The organism is Streptomyces sediminimaris, assembly GCF_047049295.1.
Classification (GTDB): domain Bacteria; phylum Actinomycetota; class Actinomycetes; order Streptomycetales; family Streptomycetaceae; genus Streptomyces; species Streptomyces sediminimaris.
In genome coordinates this window covers 3,250,805-3,267,754 of record NZ_JBJWOT010000001.1, presented here as the reverse complement: position 1 = coordinate 3,267,754, position 16,950 = coordinate 3,250,805, and the positions used below count along the sequence as shown (strand labels likewise).

Below are 16,950 nucleotides of genomic sequence, written 5' to 3'. Positions count from 1 at the left end.
GGGGCAGGCAGCGCCCCGACGGGAAAAGGCCGTCAACGGCCCTTGCGGTCGGCCGGGGCGGTGGCAAGATCGGCCGACATGGAATTCTCCGAGGTCGTACGACGCCGCCGCATGATCCGGCACTACTCCGACAAGCCTCTCGCCCCCGAGGTGATCGAGCGCATCCTCGCCTCCGCGCTGCGGGCGCCCTCGGCCGGCTTCTCCCAGGGCTGGGCGTTCCTCGCCCTGACCGACCCCGCCGACCGCGCCCGCTTCTGGCCGTTCGTGCCCACCCGGGTCGAGAAGACGCCGACCATGCAGGACGCCCCGCTGGTCGTCGTACCCCTCGCCCACAAGGCCGCCTACCTCGAGCGCTACGCCGAACCCGACAAGGGCTGGGAGGACCGGGCCGAGGCCCGCTGGCCGGCCCCGTACTGGTACATCGACACCGGAATGGCGGCCCTGCTGATGCTCCTGACCGCCGTCGACGAGGGCCTCGGCGCCTGCTTCTTCGGCATCATGCCGGAGCATCTGCAGCCGTTCCGCGACGCGTTCGGGGTCCCTGACGAGTACGCCCCCATCGGCGGGATCACCGTCGGCTACCGCGCCGACGACGTACCGCCGCAGGGCGCGCGGGTCGCGGAGCGCCGACGGGGGGCGGAGGAGGTCATCCACCGGGGGCGGTGGGGGCGGCACGGCTGATCGTCGACGGTGAAGACGACGACCGTACGCGCAGCTCTTTCTCTGCTGCGCGTCGAAGTCGTGGCTCGCGGTCCGTCGGTCCGTCGATCCGCTGCTCTTGGCAGACCCGGTGGGCGTCAGTCGGCGGGAACACCGTCGTCCGGGGTCACCGCGACGATGGCCACGGTGGGCGGCGGCGGTGCAGGCGTATAGACGTACGCCACTGCCAGCCCCGGCACCCCGCCCCGGGGCTCGATCCGCGTCTTGCGGACTTCGCTGCCGTCCGGGCGGGGCGCACCGAGCAGGACCCCGAGCCTGGGTACACGCTCCAGCTCCTGCCGGAGCGTCTCCAGTGTCTCTTCGGCCCCGAGAGCCTTGATCCGTTCGGCCGCGCGCACCGTCACGGCCGCGATCACTGTGCTCACCGGTTCTGCGTCTCCTGTTTCAGCTGTGCGTTGAGATCGATCCCCTCTTGCACAGCGATGTCGAAGTCGGGGTCCTGGTAGAGCCGGATCCTCCCGCGATAGTCGACGATCACCGCGGCGACGGCGTTGAGGTCCGTCTCAGAGGAGGCTTCCAGCGCACGCTGGAGATCCGCCTCGAAGGCGTCCCGGTCGCCCGGGAAGCCGTGTCCGGACCGGAGAGCGGCCCGAATGTCACCGATGGTTTTCAACGGCAGCGCCGCAGGGCCGGGTGTCTCCGCGTACTGTGCGCTCACGATCTTCTGCTCCTTGCTGTCCGCCGTCCGCTGACCTGTGAGGGGTGTCCTGTGTCCTGTGAGAAGTGTCCTACACGGAACGACCGCCCCTGCGGATACTCCCTCGTCAGAACGCGGAGCGCTCTCCCTCCGGAATGCCGCCCAGGAAAACGAGCCACGCGCCGCTGCTGAAAATGAGTGCGGGACCTGGCCGGCGGGCGGTCCCGCCGGCTCGTTTCGAGTCGCGTACGAGGATGCCGGTGTCGAGCCGTGCGCACTCGACACACTCGCCTCCTGCCCCGTTGCTGTACGACGACGTGAACCACACTCGACGGTCACGACTCCCAGGTTCTGCAATGTTCACCGTGTGTATTCCTTCAGAACGGACTTGATCAATCGGGCGGATCTCTGAGGACTCAGGGCCGCGGCCCGCAAGCCGTCGAAGGCCCTCGTGTACTCACGTACATGATGCTCGCCCTCCAGGTACACGGCATCGGTGATGCCGTCGCGGTACACCAGATCAGGATCTTCCGGAGCGGGGAAGCCCAGCATGGTGAAGGAGCCCGTGGCCGGATAGGTACCCGAGTCGAAGGGGAGGACCTGCAAGGTCACGGTCGGCAACTCAGCCGACTCGAGGACGCGTTCGAGTTGCTGTCTCATGAGTGCCGGATCCCCGATGACGTGACGCAGAGCGCCCTCGTTCGCGATGAACCACGCATCGGGAGCGTCGGGTTGCGTGAGCATGGCCTGGCGTTCCATGCGTACCCGTACGGCCCGGTCGATGTCCTCGGCGGACATGTGGGCCCCCGTCTTGTGGAGCTCGCGCGTGTAGGCCTCGGTCTGCATGAGACCGGGAATCAACTCGCACTGGTACTGGCGGAACGTCGAGGCCTCCTGCTCCAAGCCGATGTAGATGTTGAACCACTCGGGCACACCGGAGCCGTGCACCTGCCACCAGCCACGCGTCTTGGCCTCCCTGGCCAGGGACTTGAGGAACTCGCGCAGTTCGTCCGTGGTGCCGTAGAACCTGCACAGTGCCTCGATGTCGGACGGTTGGACCCGGCCGCTACCCGTCTCCATGCGGTTGACCTTCGAGCCGCTCCAGTCCAGCGCCTCGCCGACCTGTGCGCAGGTCAACGCACTCTTCTCACGGAGCTTCTTCAGCTCGATCGCGAGACGGCGACGGCGTGCCGTCGGTGAACCGGCCATCTGATTCCTCTCAACCGTTCGTCGAATAGCGCGCGTTCAGTCTCCCGCCAAGGCTCGCATCCGCCAATCACTCGGACGTGGGATTCTCGCTCTGCACATTGCACGACGGGATGAGCAGATAGCACTCTGAGTCCGCGACGCCACTCCCCGTGAGGGCGTGCAACGCTCCGCTGATCTCGCGGAGACGACATGCGACGAGAGGGGTCTGTGTGATCCGGGAAGCGTTCATGACGCGCAAGACGTGGGACATGGCCTTCACGGCCGAAGCCGAGGAGGTGGCCGCCCTACGCCGCGTCCTGCGGTTCCATCTCGGACACTGGGGACTGCACGCGCTCGCCGAGACGGCTCAACTCTGCGTGAGCGAGCTGGTGTCCAACATCATCACGCATGTGGGCCCCGGCACCCCGGCCACACTGGTCGTCTCCGTGAACGCCACCCACCTGCGCATCGAGGTCCACGATCCCGACACCCGCGCCCTGCCCGTCCTCGTCGACGTGGACACCGACTCCGAGTCCGGCCGGGGCATGGCTCTCGTCGACGCGGTCACCGACCGCTGGGGCGTCCTGCTCCACCCGGACCGGAAGGTGACGTGGTGCGAGTTGTCGACGGGGGTGTAGTGGGAACCTCTGGCCACGCCCGTCCGCCGGCCCGGACCCGCCACGTTCACCCGGCAGCAATGGCCGAGTACGTCCACACATCAGCCGGGAGTTCGTGCTTGAGTTCCCACGTGATGGCCATCGGCCTGCTACCCGTGTGCTCTACGTACGTGGCCGGGCCCAGGAACATCCAGGGCTCCGACTTGCCGATGGCGTTGGACTTGTAGCGCCGCAGGAACAGCAGGACATGGCTGCCGCGCCTGGCGTGCTGCTGGTAGCGAAGGCCGGTGGGAGACGTCTCCGGCGTGGTGCTTTGCGACTCCCAGTGGAAGCGAGTGGGGCTGATCGCGTAGTCCTTGTAGCGGACGGTGGGGGAGAAGTCCCGCTCGTTCTTCTCCAAGGTGATCAGCAGGGCGTCCGTCTCGATCTCGTCGACCCACGTGACCCCCTGGCTGAAGACTCCGGGCATCTGCCCGCCCAGTCGTGCCACACCGAGGGCCGAAAGTACTTCGGACCGGTTGTAGGAACTGTGGATCTTCAGGGGGAGGTGGCCGAGCGGTCCATCCAGAGGGATGGGGAAGTGATCGGTGCGATCGAGGACGTACGACAGCACTTGCCGGAGTTCGTCGCGGACCAAGGGCTGATCGCGCAACGACTCCAGGCCCTCCCGGTAGCTGGAGAAGCCGCCCGCCTTGTCCCACAGGTTGAAGAAGAGCATGCGGGCGTATGCCTGCTCGGCCGGGGAGAGGGAGTCGTAGTCGGGGGCGTCGTCGGACAGGAGCCGCAGGTACGTGCGGGCGCGCTCGGGGTCGTCCACGTGCAGGAACGCATGCACGCGCTTGAGGAGTTCTCCTTCGCCTGGCAGCGGTGCCGCCTTGATGACTCCAGCCTTGCGCAGGATCTTGGTCCAGGAGTTGTCGCTCTTGTAGAGCTCCTTGATGTCCCGCCGGCTCTCGCGGAGGTAGGCGCCGAGCTGGGGCGTGCTGTAGTCGCGGACTTCTTTCGCCAGCGTGTTGACGGTGGCGTTGAGCTGGGTGCGAATGTTGTCGAGGACGAGGTCCTTGGACTTGCCTTCCAGGAGGATCTGGCAACCGGAGGGCAAGTAGGGGAAGTCTCGCTCGATGTTGTCGACCAGGCGGTTCCGGGACAGATTCGTCAGCGCCCGGAACTGCTCCTCGAAGCGGAACTCAGCCCGGTGCTGACCGATGAAGTCCAGCACCGTCAACACGGGCTTGTTCGGCGTGCGGCGCAGTCCGCGTCCGAGCTGCTGGAGGAAGACGGTCGCGCTGTTGGTCGGGCGCAGGAGCAGGAGGGTGTCGACATCGGGGATGTCCAGGCCCTCGTTGAACAGGTCGACGGAGAAGATCACTTGGATCTTTCCCTCTCTGAGTTCGCGGAGTTTCAGCTCCCGCGCCGCGGGAGAGGAATCCGCGTCGAGAGCCGCGGTCTGGAACCCCGCCTTGTTGAACTGCCTGGCCATGAAGTGCGCGTGTTTCTTCGTCACGCAGAAACCGAGAGCGCGCATGGCGGCAGGATGGGAGATCTTGTCCCTGACCTGCTTGATGACGATGCGGGCCCGGGCGTCGCTCGCCGTGTATACGTTGTCGAGTTCATCCCGGTCGTAGGAACCGGCCCGCCAGTTGAGCCGGGTCAGGTCCGTGCCGTCCGGGATGCCGAAGTAGTGGAAAGGGCACAGGAGGTCGGCTTCCAGGGCCTCCCACAGCCGCATCTCGGCAGCGATACGGCCGTCGAAGAACTCTTCCTGCACATTGAGGCCGTCCATCCGCTCGGGCGTCGCGGTAAGGCCGAGCAACTCGGCGGGCCGGAAGTGCCGGAGGACGCGGCGGTAGGTGCTCGCGGTGGCGTGGTGGAACTCGTCGATGACGATGACGTCGAAGTGGCCGGGGTCCAGCTGTTCCAGCCGCTGGAGATTGAGGGACTGAACGCTCGCGAAGACATGCGTCCACGCGCGGGGTTCCTGGCCGTTGTAGAGCAACTCACCGAAAGAGGCGTCCGCGAGCACCTCTTGGTAGGTGCGCAATGACTGTTTCAGGATTTCCTTGCGGTGCGCGACGAACAGCAGCCGAGGAAGCTGCCCTCCCTGCCGGTCCCGCATGGCTCGGTAGTCCAGGGCGGCCATGACCGTCTTGCCGGTACCGGTGGCGGCGACCAGCAGGTTCTCATGGTGATCGCGGATCTCACGTTCGACGTGGAGGCGCTCCAGCATGTCCCTCTGGTGAGGGAAGGGCTGCACTTCGAGCCCGGATAGGTTGATCTTGAGCTCGTCACCGGGCCCGCCGCCTCCCGCGCGGGCCAGGGCCTCGGTCAGCCGATCTCCGTCCTCATCGGGGTCGTACGCCTCGAAGGCGGGGTCACCCCAGTAGGCGTCGAAGGTCGCCTCGAACTTTTCGAGTACCCGGGGTGTGGCGACCGACGACAGCCGTACGTTCCACTCCAGGCCGTCGAGCAGCGCGGCCTTGGACAGGTTGGAGCTGCCTACGTAGGCCGTGTTGAAGCGGGTCTCGCGGCGGAAGAGCCATGCCTTGGCGTGCAGACGCGTCGATCTAATCTCGTAGTTGACCTTGACTTCGGCGCCGAACTCGCGGACCAGACGGTCCAACGCGTATCGGTCGGTGGCTCCGATGTAGGTCGTCGTGATGACCCGGATGCGGACTCCGCGCTCCTTGGCCGCGCGGAGCGAGTCCTCAAGCACCCGTATGCCGTGCCATTTGACGAACGCGCACAGCAGATCGATGCGGTCGGCCGTGGCCAGCTCCGCTCGCAACTCCGCACCCAGGTTCGGGTCATCCGGCGCGTTGGTGATCAAGGCGGTTTCGGAAAGGGGTGTCAGAGGCCGGATCGCATAGACGCCGGGTGCCTCCCGCTCGGCGAGGGAGAGCAACTGGCGCGGGCCATCGGCGATGGCCTGGCCGGTGCCGTCCTCTTCCGGGTCGGGGGCACTGGCGGCCAGGGACCGCATGATCTGGTTGGCGACGGCCACCTGCTTCGCGTGCGGCAGCCGTGCCAGGCGGCGCCCCACGACCTCAGCGATGTGCCGGGCCAGCACATGCGGAGTGGACTCTTCACTGACCTCCGCGTCGATGGCCTTCCAGCCCGCCGCTTCCAGTCCCTCGATCTGGTCGAGCAGACCGTGCGTGACGAGCTTTTCGTAGACGCCCGGCGTCGGCTGCGTCAGGTCCCCCGATTCGGCCACGACCACTCCTTCGATCCCGCGCGTGTGATCTCCCGCGTCGTTAGGGATCCGTTCTAACAGCAGTCACTGACAGACACCCTCTGAATACGGGATCTGAAGCAGTGGCCGTTGGCCGCCCTTGGTGCCGTGCCGGTCAAGGCGTCCTCGTCACCCCCCGTGGCACCCCTCGTACGTCCGCCCCGATCCGCACCAGCAAGCCGCCCCCCGCTGCGGTGGCCACTCCACCGCGCGCCCCCGTGCCGCCAGGGTCGTCGCGTACTGGGGGAGCAGGTCCACGTCCGCCGGGGACGTCGCCTCCGAGGCCGCGAAGGCTTCGTAGGAGGGGACCGTGCCCGTGACGATGCCCAGGTTGGGGGTGCCGGAGGCCGCCAGTTCGCGCAGCGATGCCTCTATGGTCGCCAGGTGCTGCTCGTGGGAGGGGTACTCGGCGGAGAGGGTGGGGTACGCCTCCAGCAGTTCGGCCAGTTCCTCCGCGGTCCAGTGCAGGACCGCCACCGGGAACGGGCGGGACAACGCCTCGCGGTAGGCGCCGAGTTCGGCCTGCAGGCGGGAGATCTCCGCCGCCAGTTCCTGCGGGTTGTCGGAGCCGAGGGACCAGACGCGCTTGGGGTCGTGGAGTTCGTCCAGGGAGACCGGGGCCGAGTGCAGGGTGTCGGCCAGTACGTCCCAGTCGTCGTGGTCGGCGCCCAGCATCCGGCGTACGCGATGGCGGCCGAAGAGGAGCGGGTGGGTGGCGTACGGGGGCTCGGGCACGTCCGAGAGCAGGAGGGTCGCGCCCTCCGTGAACGTCTCCTGCGCCGCCTCCAGCTCGTCGTGCGACTCCAGCGCCTCCGCCACGATCACCCAGGGCGCCGGGTCCCGCGGGGCCGCCGCGCGGACGCCGTCGATGATGGCGCGGGCCTCGGCCTCGTGGCCGTACTCCCACAGGTTGGACGCCTTCAGGGCCCGTACCAGGTAGGGCTTCTCCAGGCCGTCGGCGGAGGACAGCAGACGGTCGTAGAGCGTGGTCGCGGCGGGCCGGTCGCCGGCCACCTCCAGGTGGGCCGCGGCCCGGAGCAGCAGGGCCTCGGCGTCCTCGGGGTACAGGCCGGCGGACCGCTCCAGGCGGGCCGCTTCGGCGGTGTGGTCGACGTTCTCGGCAGGCGTGTCGGGGCGCATGAGGGAAACCGTACTGCCGATCAGTGACAAAGAAGAGGCATGTGCTGGTCAGCGCTCCGTTCGGCGCTCAGCGCCCACCGGCGCCGGTCCGTCTCGCGTCCCGCGCCGTGAAGGCCATCGTCACCGGTCCCGGGTGGGTCGCGTCTGCCGGGCGGGCCGGTGTGCCGGGCGGGCCGGGTGCTCCAGGCGTACCAGGCGTACCAGGCGTACCAGCCGTATGCGGTGTAACCGGTGTGCCGGATGCGCACCGGCCCCGTCTCGGTGCCGGTGTCACGGATGTCGCCGGTGGCACCGATGTCAGACCACGACTCCGTCGATCTGCAGTGTCTGGACCGACTTCGCCGCGAACGGCACCGCGACCGTCTTCCCGCTCAGGTGCGTGTCCGAGTACGCCCGGTACCGGTCCCCGCCCGTCGTCACCGTGTTCCAGCGCGGCACGACACCGCCCGAACCGCCGCTGACCGTGGAGAACTTGGCGAGGTCGAAGGTGAGGGTCTGGGCGGAGGCGGAGGTGTTGGCGGCCACGATCACCAGGCGCCTCGCACCCGCGTCGTAGGCGGCGGCCGCGTAGCTCACACCCGTGTCGAGGATCTTCATGCCGGGGCGGATGTGCCGGCTGAACTGCGCCATGACGTAGTACTTCGTCGTGATGGCGCCCGGCTGCAGCGTGTTGGCGTCGTAGGCGATCATCGCCCAGTTCGAGGACGGGTCCATCACCTGCCAGTAGACCCAGGCGGTGGGGTGGAGCCAGCGGAAGTCGTAGAGCAGGTTGCCGGCGAGGGTGATGCCCGTGCCGTCGTTGTCGCCGGTCTCGGAGTTCCACAGGGCCTTGCGGGCGGTGGTCACCACGTCGGTGTAGAGCAGGTCCCGACGGCCGCCCGAGCCCTGGTAGCCGTGCACGTTGACCCGGTCGACGTAGCCCTTCGTGGTCGAGGAGAAGGAGTTCCAGGTCGTGCGGGCCAGGTCGTAGCTGGTCTCGTCCGAAGCCGAGATCTTGGTGCCCGTCAGACCGCGCTTGTCCAACTCGCTGCGCAGATAGGGGAGTACGGCGGACTGGACGGTGGCGTCGATGTGGCAGCCCTCCTGGGTGCCGGACGCCGTCCACCACGAGGACGAGGGCTCGTTGAAGGCTTCCACCGTCGCGAAGTCCACCCCCCAGCTGTCCCTGGCGTGGAGGGCCACCGCGGCGAGGTGGGAGGCGTGCTGGCGGTAGTTCCAGGGCTGGAGGTTGTTGCCGCCGTCGGAGGCGCCGGAGGGGTTGTGGTTCAGGCACATCCACCACATGGGGGAGTTGGCGAAGAGCTCGGTGGTGGCGCCGCGGGACACCGCCTTGGTCAGCATCGCGCGCTGGGTGGCGTCCGCGGTCCACTTCCAGGCCGAGGAGGCGGGGTCCTCGTTGTTCCAGTCCTGCCAGTAGCCCTCGATCTGCTTGAAGGCGGGGATGTTGGCGGAGGCGACCATGCGCTCGCCGTTCACGCTGTTCCAACTGCAGGCGCCGAGGTTGTAGCGGGCGATGTTCAGGCCGAGGCCGGGCAGTGAAGTGCCGTCGTACGTCGTCGACTTGGTGGTGAAGAAGATGTCGGCGAAGTCGTCCCGGGCGCCGAAGACGTTGGCCCACCAGGCGAGCGACGTGCCCCAGCCCTCCCACGTGCCGTACGACGTGCCGGGGTCGACCGCGATCGTGGCGTCCGCGTGTGCCGTTCCGGTCGCCAGGGCGCTGCCGAGGAGGGTGCCGCCCGCCGCGGTCAGCAGGGTTCTGCGTCGGATCATGGCTTCTCCGCTCATCGCTTTTCCGCTCATCGCTTTTCCGCTCATCGCTTCTCCGCTTGTGGCTGCTCGCCAGCCGCGCGTCCTGTGCATGACAGCCGTGCAGCCGTGCAGCCGCTCAGTCGCTCAGTCGCGCAGTCGCGCCATGAGGAAGCATCGAGTGCGGCGCATGGGCTTGTCGAGGGTTCTGACAGGGCTTCCTAAAACCTGTGTACGAAGTATCGGACGGCACCGTCCGACCTGCTGCGCCGCCCGCGAGGCCTACGAACCCGTTTGCAGACCTGGTGACTTGAGGGCGCTGCCCTTATCGTGCGGGCGGCCGGTGAAGGAGGCGTACGGATGCGCGTTCCGGTGGTGCAGCACAGCAGCAGGCGGCGGCTGGCCCGGCGCCGGCGGGTGTGGTGGACCGGGGGCGAACTCCTCGTCACCGCGGGCGTCGTACTCCTCCTCCTCGTCGTCCAGCAGCTGTGGTGGACGAACCGGGAGGCGCGGCGGGGGGCCGAGCGGAAGGTGCAGTCGCTGGAGCGGCGGTGGGGCTCGGGCGATTCGGGCGGTCCGGGCCGTTCCGGCGCGGGCGGTGACGGATCCACCGCGCCGGTCCCGTCCTCCTCGCCTTCAGCCGGTGCGCCCGACGCGCCCGGAGGGCGCGCGGTCCGCGCCTCCGGTCCCCGGCAGTCCCGCCCCGCCTGGTCCCAGGCCTACGCCATCCTCACCATCCCCCGCCTCGGCCTCCGCGTCCCCGTCGCCGAGGGCGTCAGCAGGCAGGACGTCCTCAACAAGGGCTACGTCGGCCACTACCGCGGCACCGGGCAGCCCGGTCAGGCCGGCAACTTCGCCCTCGCGGGCCACCGGAACACCCACGGCGAACCGTTCCGGTACATCAACCGGCTGCGGCCGGAGGACGTCGTGCGGGTGGAGACCCGGAGCGCCACGTACACCTACACCGTCGACAGGACACTGCCGCAGACCTCGGCTCGCGACTCCGGGGTCATACGGCCGATCCCGCGCTCGATCGTCAAGCCGCGCTACGGGTACAGCGAGCCGGGCTACTACATCACGCTGACGACGTGCACCCCGGAGTACACCTCGCGGTACCGGCTGGTGGTGTGGGGGAAACTCGTCTCCATGCGGCCGCGGTGAGCCACGTCCGCCAAGCGACATCCACGATACGCCTGCGTTGAATCACGCCCGCGATAGGTCCGCGTTGAGTCACGCCCGCCAAGCCGCGTCCGCGATAGGGCCGCGTTGAGTCACGCCCGCCAAGCCGCGCCCGCGACACGGCCGTGTTGAGTCACGCCCGCCAAGCCATGCCCGCCAAGCCATGCCCGCGACACGGCCGCGTTGAGTCACGACCGCTCCCGCAGCGCCAGTACGGTCAGAGCCGCCACCGCCGCCAGGGCCGCCGACACCACCATCGCGACGTCCGCGCCGTGGGCCAGGCCGCTGCCCGACGACGTGGCGACGGCGATCGTCAGGGCCACGCCCGCGCAGGAGCCGATGTAGCGGAAGGTCTGCTGGGCGCCGGAGCCCATCGCGGCCCGGGCCGCCGGCACCGACTCGACCGCGAGGAGGGGCAGCGCGGCGTTCAGCAGGCCGCTGCCCGTTCCGGCGATCAGCAGGCCGGGCAGGAGGCGGGGCCAGGAGTGGGCGTCGAGTGCGCCGAGCATGGTGAGGACGCCGGCCGCGTGCAGGGCGAAGCCGGCGGCCAGCTGGTGGCGGCGCGGGACGCGGCCGGCCAGGCGCCTGGACTGCAGGGCGACGGTGAAGGACAGGCCCGACCAGAGCAGGAACAGCCAGGCCGTGTCCATCGCGGACAGGCCGAGGGTCTGCTGGAGCAGGGCCGGGAGGAAGCTGAACATGCCGATCACCGCCAGGCCCGTGAACAAGCCGCCCGCGGACGAGGCCAGGAAGCGGGGGTGGCGGAGCAGGCCGAGGTCGATCATGGGCGTGGCCGTACGGCGCTCCACGCGGGCGAAGACCGCCAGGAGGAGCACCGTGGCCAGGAGCGGCAGGCCCACCTGCGGGCGCAGCCAGCCGTCCCGGCCCAGGGTCAGCGCGGCGACCAGCGCGACCAGCGCCAGGCCGAAGGTCAGCGCGCCCACGACGTCGGGGCGGCCGCCCCGCGGTGAGCGGGACTCGGTCAGCCCGCGGGTGCCGAGGGCCGCCACGAGCAGCGTCACCGCGCCGAGGACGCCGTAGGCCACCCGCCAGTCGGGGAAGGCGCCGGCCACCAGCGGGCCCACCGCGATGCCGCCGCTGACGAACGCTCCCCACACGCCCGTCGCGCGCAGCCGGCCGCGCGGGCTGGGGAAGGCGTGGACGATCAGGCCCAGGCTGCTCGCGAGGATCGCCGCGCTCGCCGCGCCCTGTGCGATACGGGCCAGCGTGAACAGCCAGGTGGAGGAGGCCAGCGCGCCGAGGGCCGTGGTGATGCCGAGGGTGAGCGTGCCGGCCAGGAAGACGCGGCGGCGGCCGTAGTCGTCGGCGAGGCTGCCGGCGACCAGCAGGAGCGCGGCCAGGCCGAGCGGGGTGCCGTTGAGGAGCCAGGCCTGGGCGGAGACCGGGGTGTGCAGCGCCGCCGCGGTGCCGGGGAGTGTGACCATCGGCGCGGTGTACGTCATCAGTGTCACGGCGGTGGCCGCGCTGGTCAGGGCGAGGGTGGCCCGCGGGCGCCGGGGCGCCTCCGCCTGCTGTGCACGGGGCGCGTCGGGTGTGGCCGGCGCCTCGCCCTCAGCGAGGGTTCGCTCATTGAACCTAGTCATGCCGGGTACCGTAGCACGCCCGGGTTCGTTCATTGAACCAACACCTGGGAAATGGTTACAGTGGACGTCATGGCATTGGGCAAGGACTACGCGACACAGCAGTGCTCCATCGCCCGCGCGCTGGAGGTCGTCGGCGAGCGCTGGACGCTGCTCGTCATCCGCGACGCCCTGTACGGCGTGCGGCGCTACAACGACTTCCTCGTCCACCTCGGTATCCCGCGCGCGGTCCTCGCCGCCCGTCTCCAGACCCTCACGACGGAGGGGATCCTCGAGAAACGGCGCTACCAGGAGTCGCCGCCGCGCGACGAGTACGTCATCACCGAGCGCGGCATCGCCCTGTGGCCCACGCTGCGCTCGCTCGGCCTGTGGGGCCGCGAGCACTTCGGCGAGACCCAACTGCGCACCTTCCGGCACGCGGACTGCGGCACCGAACTCGGACCGTACGGCGAGTGCTCCGTCTGCGCCGTGGCCGTACCCGCCGGGGACGTGGTCATGGAACCGGGGCCCGGCCTCGACGCCGCCCCGGCGGACCCGGTCAGCCGGGCCCTGCTCAGGCCCAGGCGCCTGCTGGAACCCATCGAGCCGCCGGCCGAGACGGAACCGGCCTAGCGAGCCGGCGCAGGCCGGGACCGGCCGGTCCCGGCCAAGAAGGGGCCGGCCGAGACGGGGCCCGCATGGAAGACGGGGGCGGGTCGAGACGGGGTCCGCATGGAAGACGGGGGCGGGCCGAGACGGGGCCGGCCGAGGTCGAATCGGCTGGGGCGACGGAGTCCGGACGCGTGGGTCACCGAGTCGGGGCGTCAGGTTGCGGTCCAGTCCGTGAACCGGGTCTTGCGGAGTGGACTCCGAGCTTGGAGGATCGACCAGTCCTCCGATGGCTGCACACATCGGTCGGGCGCCCGCGATCGAGGGAGATTGTGACCATGAAGCTGCTGCGAGTCGGTACGGCGGGCGCGGAGAAGCCCGCGCTGCTCGATGCCGAGGGGGTGCTGCGGGACCTCTCCGGTGTCGTGGCGGACATCGACGGAGCCCTGCTCGCCGACGCCGCGGCGCTGCAGCGGGTCCGCACGGCCGCCGGGGCCGGTGAGCTGCCCGCGCTGGACGCGGCCGGGCTGCGTGTCGGGCCCCCGCTCGGGCGGATCGGGAAGGTCGTGTGCATCGGGCTGAACTACCACGACCACGCGCGCGAGACCGGCGCGGAGCCGCCCGCCGAGCCGGTGATCTTCTTCAAGGCCGCGGACACGGTGGTCGGGCCGAACGACACGGTGCTGGTGCCCCGGGGGTCCACGAAGACCGACTGGGAGGTCGAGCTGGCGGTCGTGATCGGGCGTACGGCGCGGTACGTGGGGTCGGCCGAGGAGGCGCTCGCGCACGTCGCCGGGTACGCGGTGGCGCACGACGTGTCCGAGCGGGAGTTCCAGATCGAGCGCGGCGGCACCTGGGACAAGGGCAAGAACTGCGAGACGTTCAACCCGCTGGGGCCCTGGCTGGTGACGGCGGACGAGGTCGCCGACCCGCAGAACCTGGCGCTGAGGCTGTGGGTCAACGGCGAGCTGAAGCAGAACGGCACGACCGCGGAGCAGATCTTCCCGGTGGCGGAAGTGGTGCGGTACGTCAGCCAGTTCATGACGCTTTACCCCGGGGACGTCATCAACACGGGCACGCCCGCGGGGGTGGCCATGGGCGCGCCCGAGCCGAAGCCGTATCTGCGGGCCGGGGACGTCGTCGAGCTGGAGATCGAAGGGCTCGGCCGGCAGCGGCAGCAGCTGAAGGACGCGTAGGCGCTCCGCCGTGGGAGCGTGGGGAACTGCGGTGGTCCTTCGGCCGCGGGCCGAGTGCGGCCCGTCGCGCAGTTCCCCGCGCCTCGTCAGGGCGACTGCCGTCAGGCCTTGTCGAGGTACGCCTCCAGCGCCTCCACCACGAGGCGGTGGTCCTGCAGTTGGGGCAGGCCGCTGACCGTCACCGCGCCGATGACGCCCACGCCCTCGACGGTGATCGGGAACGAGCCGCCGTGGGCCGCGTAGGTGCCGGGGTCGAGGCGGGAGGAGTCCTCGAAGGTCGTGCCCTTGGCGCGGAAGCGGGCGCCGACCAGGTAGGAGGCCGAGCCGTACCGCTCGACGACCCGGCGCTTGCGGGCGATCCAGGCGTCGTTGTCCGGCGTCGAGCCCGGCAGCGCGGCGTGGAAGAGCTGCTGTCCGGCGCGGTGGATGTCGATGGCGACGGGGGCCTGGCGCTCCCGGGCCAGCTCCGTCAGCAGCGAGCCCAGCGCCCACGCGTCCTCGTACGTGAACCGGCCGAAGACCAGGCGCCGCTCCTGGGCCTCCAGTTCCTCCAGCGAGGGAGTGATCTCCGGGTGGAACCTGGGCGTGATCTCGTCGTGCGTCACAGCGTCACCGCCACTCGGTCGCGGGCCGAACGGCGGGCCGCCTCCAGGACGTCGAGGGCGGCGGCCGCCTCCAGGGCGGTCACCGGGTTGGCGCCGCCCTCGGTGAGGGCCCTGGTCACGGCGGCATAGTACGCGGGGTAGTCGCCGGGGAGCGTCGGTTCCGGGCGGCCGCCGCCGGTCACCGGGGACTCGCCGGCGCCGACCCGGCCCCACAGCTCCTCCGCCTCCGCGCCCCAGCCGGCCGTCGTGCCCGGGCGCCGGCCCTCGCGCAGGGCCGCCTCCTGCGGGTCGAGGCCGTACTTGACGTAGCCCGCCCGCGAGCCCAGCACCCGGAAGCGCGGGCCGAGCTGGGCGGTCGTCGCGGTGACGTACAGATGGGAGCGGACGCCGCTGGTGTGCGTGACGGCGATGAACGTGTCGTCGTCCGCCTCCGCCCCCGCGCGGCGGATGTCCGACTCGGCGTACACCTCGGCCGCCGGGCCGAAGAGGACCAGCGCCTGGTCGACGACGTGGCTGCCGAGGTCGTAGAGGAGACCTCCGATCTCTTCGGGATCGCCCGACTCGCGCCAGCCGCCCTTGGGCTGCGGGCGCCAGCGCTCGAAGCGGGACTCGAAACGCCATACGTCGCCCAGCTCGCCCTCGGCGAGCAGCTTGCGGAGGGTCAGGAAGTCGTTGTCCCAGCGGCGGTTCTGGAAGACGGACAGGAGCAGACCGCGGTCCTCGGCGAGGGCGGCCAGCTCGCGTGCCTCGGCCGCCATGCCGGCGATCGGCTTGTCCACGACGACCGGGAGGCCGGCCTTGAGGGCGGCGGTGGCCAGCGGCACGTGTGTCCTGTTCGGGGACGCGACGACGACGAGGTCGAGCTCGGCGGCGCGGTCGAACAGCTCGCCGGGGGCCGGCGCGACCCGTACCTCCGGGAACTCGGCCAGCGCCTGCTCGCGCCGCCGCGGGTTCGAGGTGACCACCGTGTCGAGGACGAGGCCCTCGGTCGCGCCGATCAGCGGGGCGTGGAAGACGGAGCCCGCGAGGCCGTAGCCGACGAGGCCCACGCGAAGGGGGGTACGAGTCATACCCCCACTTTGGCAACGCTGTTGCCAAAGTGCAAGCGCCAGGGACAATGGCCGGGTGGACAGGACGAACGCGGCGGCGCGGGCAGGGACCGGAACAGCCGCCGGACGGGCCGGGACGGCGAGTGTGACGGCGAGTACGGCAGACGTGGCGGGTGCGGCAGACGTGGTGGGTACGGCGGGCGTGGTGGGTACGGCGGGCGTGGTGGGTACGGCGGGTTCATCGGGTACGTCCGGGGCCGTCGGCGCGAACCTGCCCGCGCTGCGCACCCACAACATGGCGCTCGTCCTCGACCTGCTGCGCACGGCCGGGACGGAGGGCATCAGCCGGCTCGAGCTCGCCGAGCGGACCGGGCTGACCCCGCAGGCCGTCAGCAAGATCACCGCCCGGCTGCGGGCCGACGGGCTGGCGGCCGAAGCGGGCCGCCGCGCCTCGACAGGGGGCAAGCCCCGTACGGTGCTGCGGCTGGTGCCCGAAGCGGGCCACGCGGTCGGGCTGCACCTGGACCGCGACGAACTGCGGGCGGTGCTGGTGGATCTCACGGGCGCCGTGGTGGCGACCCGGCACACCTCGCTCGACCTGGGGGCGGGGCCGGAAAACGTGGTCGCCGCCGTGGCGGGGGAGGCGGGGGCAGTGGCGGGCGCCCGCTCCCCGCTCGGGATCGGGGTCGCGCTGCCCGGCCCGCTCGACCACGCCCGCGGTGTCCTGCACCGCGTGACGGGCTTCCCCGAGTGGGACGGCTTCCCCCTGCGCGACGCGCTCACGCGGCGGCTCGGCATGCCCGTCGTCGTCGACAAGGACACCAACGCGGCCGCGCTCGGCCTGGCCGTCGGGGGCGCGGGCGGGGCCGGGGAGAGCGGGTCGTTCGCGTATCTGTACCTCGGTACGGGCCTGGGCGCCGGGCTCGTCGTCGGCGGCGCCGTGCACCGCGGCGCCCGCACCGGGGCGGGGGAGTTCGGCCACCAGGTCGTGCAGCTGGACGGACCGCCGTGCGGCTGCGGCGACCGCGGCTGCGTGGAGGCGCTGTGCCTGGCCGCGGTGGCGCGCGGTGAGGTCGAGGAGGCGGCGCGCGTGCTCGGCACCGCGGCCGGCAACCTGGTCGCGCTCCTCGACATCGACCGCGTCCTCCTCGGCGGCCGCACGATCGCCGCCGCGCCCGAGGTCTTCGTACGAGGGGTGGGCGCCGTCCTCGACGCGCGTGCCCGGCGCGTCGGCGAGGAGCCGGTACCGGTGCGCGTCGCCGCCGCCGGCGTCGCGGAGGGGGCGGCGCACCTGGTGCTGGCCCCGCTGTTCGGGCGAACCGACGGGTGAGGGCGGGCGGATCGGCGGGCGGGGCGGGTGTGCGTGCGGTGTTCGGGCGAACCGACGGGTGATGGCGGGCGGATCGGCGGGCGGAGCGCGTGTGCGTGCGGTGTTCGGGCGGACCGAGGGGT

Annotated in this window: 15 protein-coding genes and 1 pseudogene; 6 read left to right on the top strand and 10 right to left on the bottom strand. The window is 70.7% G+C overall.

Annotation, left to right across the window (positions count from 1 at the left end):
• Nucleotides 1–78: 78 nt before the first annotated feature.
• On the top strand, nt 79–681 hold the full coding sequence (locus ACJ9NR_RS15115) for a nitroreductase family protein (protein ID WP_412488083.1): 603 nt from the start codon (nt 79–81) through the stop codon (nt 679–681).
• A gap of 116 nt (nt 682–797) precedes the next feature.
• Here the strand turns inward: ACJ9NR_RS15115 and ACJ9NR_RS15110 are convergent, their stop codons facing one another.
• From ACJ9NR_RS15110 to ACJ9NR_RS15095, 4 genes are all read right to left on the bottom strand, one after another.
• A complete protein-coding gene (locus tag ACJ9NR_RS15110; protein WP_412488082.1) occupies nt 798–1,085 on the bottom strand; it encodes a hypothetical protein in 288 nt (95 codons plus the stop codon).
• A complete protein-coding gene (locus tag ACJ9NR_RS15105) occupies nt 1,082–1,378 on the bottom strand; it encodes a DUF6247 family protein (protein ID WP_412488081.1) in 297 nt (98 codons plus the stop codon). The genes ACJ9NR_RS15110 and ACJ9NR_RS15105 overlap by 4 nt, the downstream gene beginning before the upstream one ends.
• Before the next feature lie 106 nt (nt 1,379–1,484).
• Nucleotides 1,485–1,685 (bottom strand): DUF397 domain-containing protein, encoded by a 201-nt coding sequence (locus ACJ9NR_RS15100; RefSeq protein ID WP_412488836.1) that lies wholly within the window; start codon nt 1,683–1,685, stop codon nt 1,485–1,487.
• 32 nt (nt 1,686–1,717) lie between these two features.
• Entirely contained in the window at nt 1,718–2,566 is an 849-nt protein-coding gene (locus ACJ9NR_RS15095; protein WP_412488080.1) for a helix-turn-helix domain-containing protein, read from the bottom strand.
• 248 nt (nt 2,567–2,814) lie between these two features.
• Between ACJ9NR_RS15095 and ACJ9NR_RS15090 the strand changes: the two are divergent.
• Nucleotides 2,815–3,180 (top strand): annotated as a pseudogene (locus ACJ9NR_RS15090) (ATP-binding protein); the annotation flags it as partial.
• A gap of 49 nt (nt 3,181–3,229) precedes the next feature.
• Here the strand turns inward: ACJ9NR_RS15090 and ACJ9NR_RS15085 are convergent.
• The 3 genes from ACJ9NR_RS15085 to ACJ9NR_RS15075 form a co-directional block, all read right to left on the bottom strand.
• Nucleotides 3,230–6,376, bottom strand: coding sequence for a DEAD/DEAH box helicase (locus ACJ9NR_RS15085; protein WP_412488079.1), 3,147 nt, complete (start codon nt 6,374–6,376; stop codon nt 3,230–3,232).
• A gap of 147 nt (nt 6,377–6,523) precedes the next feature.
• Nucleotides 6,524–7,534 (bottom strand): SEC-C domain-containing protein, encoded by a 1,011-nt coding sequence (locus ACJ9NR_RS15080; RefSeq protein ID WP_412488078.1) that lies wholly within the window; start codon nt 7,532–7,534, stop codon nt 6,524–6,526.
• A 297-nt stretch (nt 7,535–7,831) separates the two neighbouring features.
• A complete protein-coding gene (locus tag ACJ9NR_RS15075) occupies nt 7,832–9,304 on the bottom strand; it encodes a glycoside hydrolase (protein WP_412488077.1) in 1,473 nt (490 codons plus the stop codon).
• Nucleotides 9,305–9,640: 336 nt separating this feature from the next.
• Here ACJ9NR_RS15075 and ACJ9NR_RS15070 point away from each other — a divergent pair, with 336 nt between their 5' ends.
• Entirely contained in the window at nt 9,641–10,441 is an 801-nt protein-coding gene (locus ACJ9NR_RS15070; protein WP_412488076.1) for a class E sortase, read from the top strand.
• Between the two features lie 206 nt (nt 10,442–10,647).
• On the opposite strand, the gene ACJ9NR_RS15065 is transcribed toward ACJ9NR_RS15070, so the two are convergent.
• Nucleotides 10,648–12,063, bottom strand: coding sequence for an MFS transporter (locus ACJ9NR_RS15065; RefSeq protein WP_412488075.1), 1,416 nt, complete (start codon nt 12,061–12,063; stop codon nt 10,648–10,650).
• A gap of 69 nt (nt 12,064–12,132) precedes the next feature.
• Between ACJ9NR_RS15065 and ACJ9NR_RS15060 the strand changes: the two genes are divergently transcribed.
• Both ACJ9NR_RS15060 and ACJ9NR_RS15055 read left to right on the top strand, forming a co-directional pair.
• Entirely contained in the window at nt 12,133–12,672 is a 540-nt protein-coding gene (locus ACJ9NR_RS15060) for a winged helix-turn-helix transcriptional regulator (RefSeq protein WP_412488074.1), read from the top strand.
• A gap of 314 nt (nt 12,673–12,986) precedes the next feature.
• A complete protein-coding gene (locus ACJ9NR_RS15055; RefSeq protein ID WP_412488073.1) occupies nt 12,987–13,844 on the top strand; it encodes a fumarylacetoacetate hydrolase family protein in 858 nt (285 codons plus the stop codon).
• Nucleotides 13,845–13,945: 101 nt separating this feature from the next.
• Here ACJ9NR_RS15055 and ACJ9NR_RS15050 read toward each other — a convergent pair whose 3' ends face one another.
• Nucleotides 13,946–14,449: a heme-degrading domain-containing protein gene (locus ACJ9NR_RS15050; protein WP_412488072.1), complete on the bottom strand. Its 504-nt coding sequence runs from the start codon at nt 14,447–14,449 to the stop codon at nt 13,946–13,948.
• Nucleotides 14,446–15,519: a Gfo/Idh/MocA family oxidoreductase gene (locus tag ACJ9NR_RS15045; protein ID WP_412488071.1), complete on the bottom strand. Its 1,074-nt coding sequence runs from the start codon at nt 15,517–15,519 to the stop codon at nt 14,446–14,448. The genes ACJ9NR_RS15050 and ACJ9NR_RS15045 overlap by 4 nt, the downstream gene beginning before the upstream one ends.
• A 274-nt stretch (nt 15,520–15,793) precedes the next feature.
• Here ACJ9NR_RS15045 and ACJ9NR_RS15040 point away from each other — a divergent pair, with 274 nt between their 5' ends.
• Nucleotides 15,794–16,828, top strand: coding sequence for an ROK family transcriptional regulator (locus ACJ9NR_RS15040; RefSeq protein WP_412488835.1), 1,035 nt, complete (start codon nt 15,794–15,796; stop codon nt 16,826–16,828).
• Nucleotides 16,829–16,950: the final 122 nt, after the last annotated feature.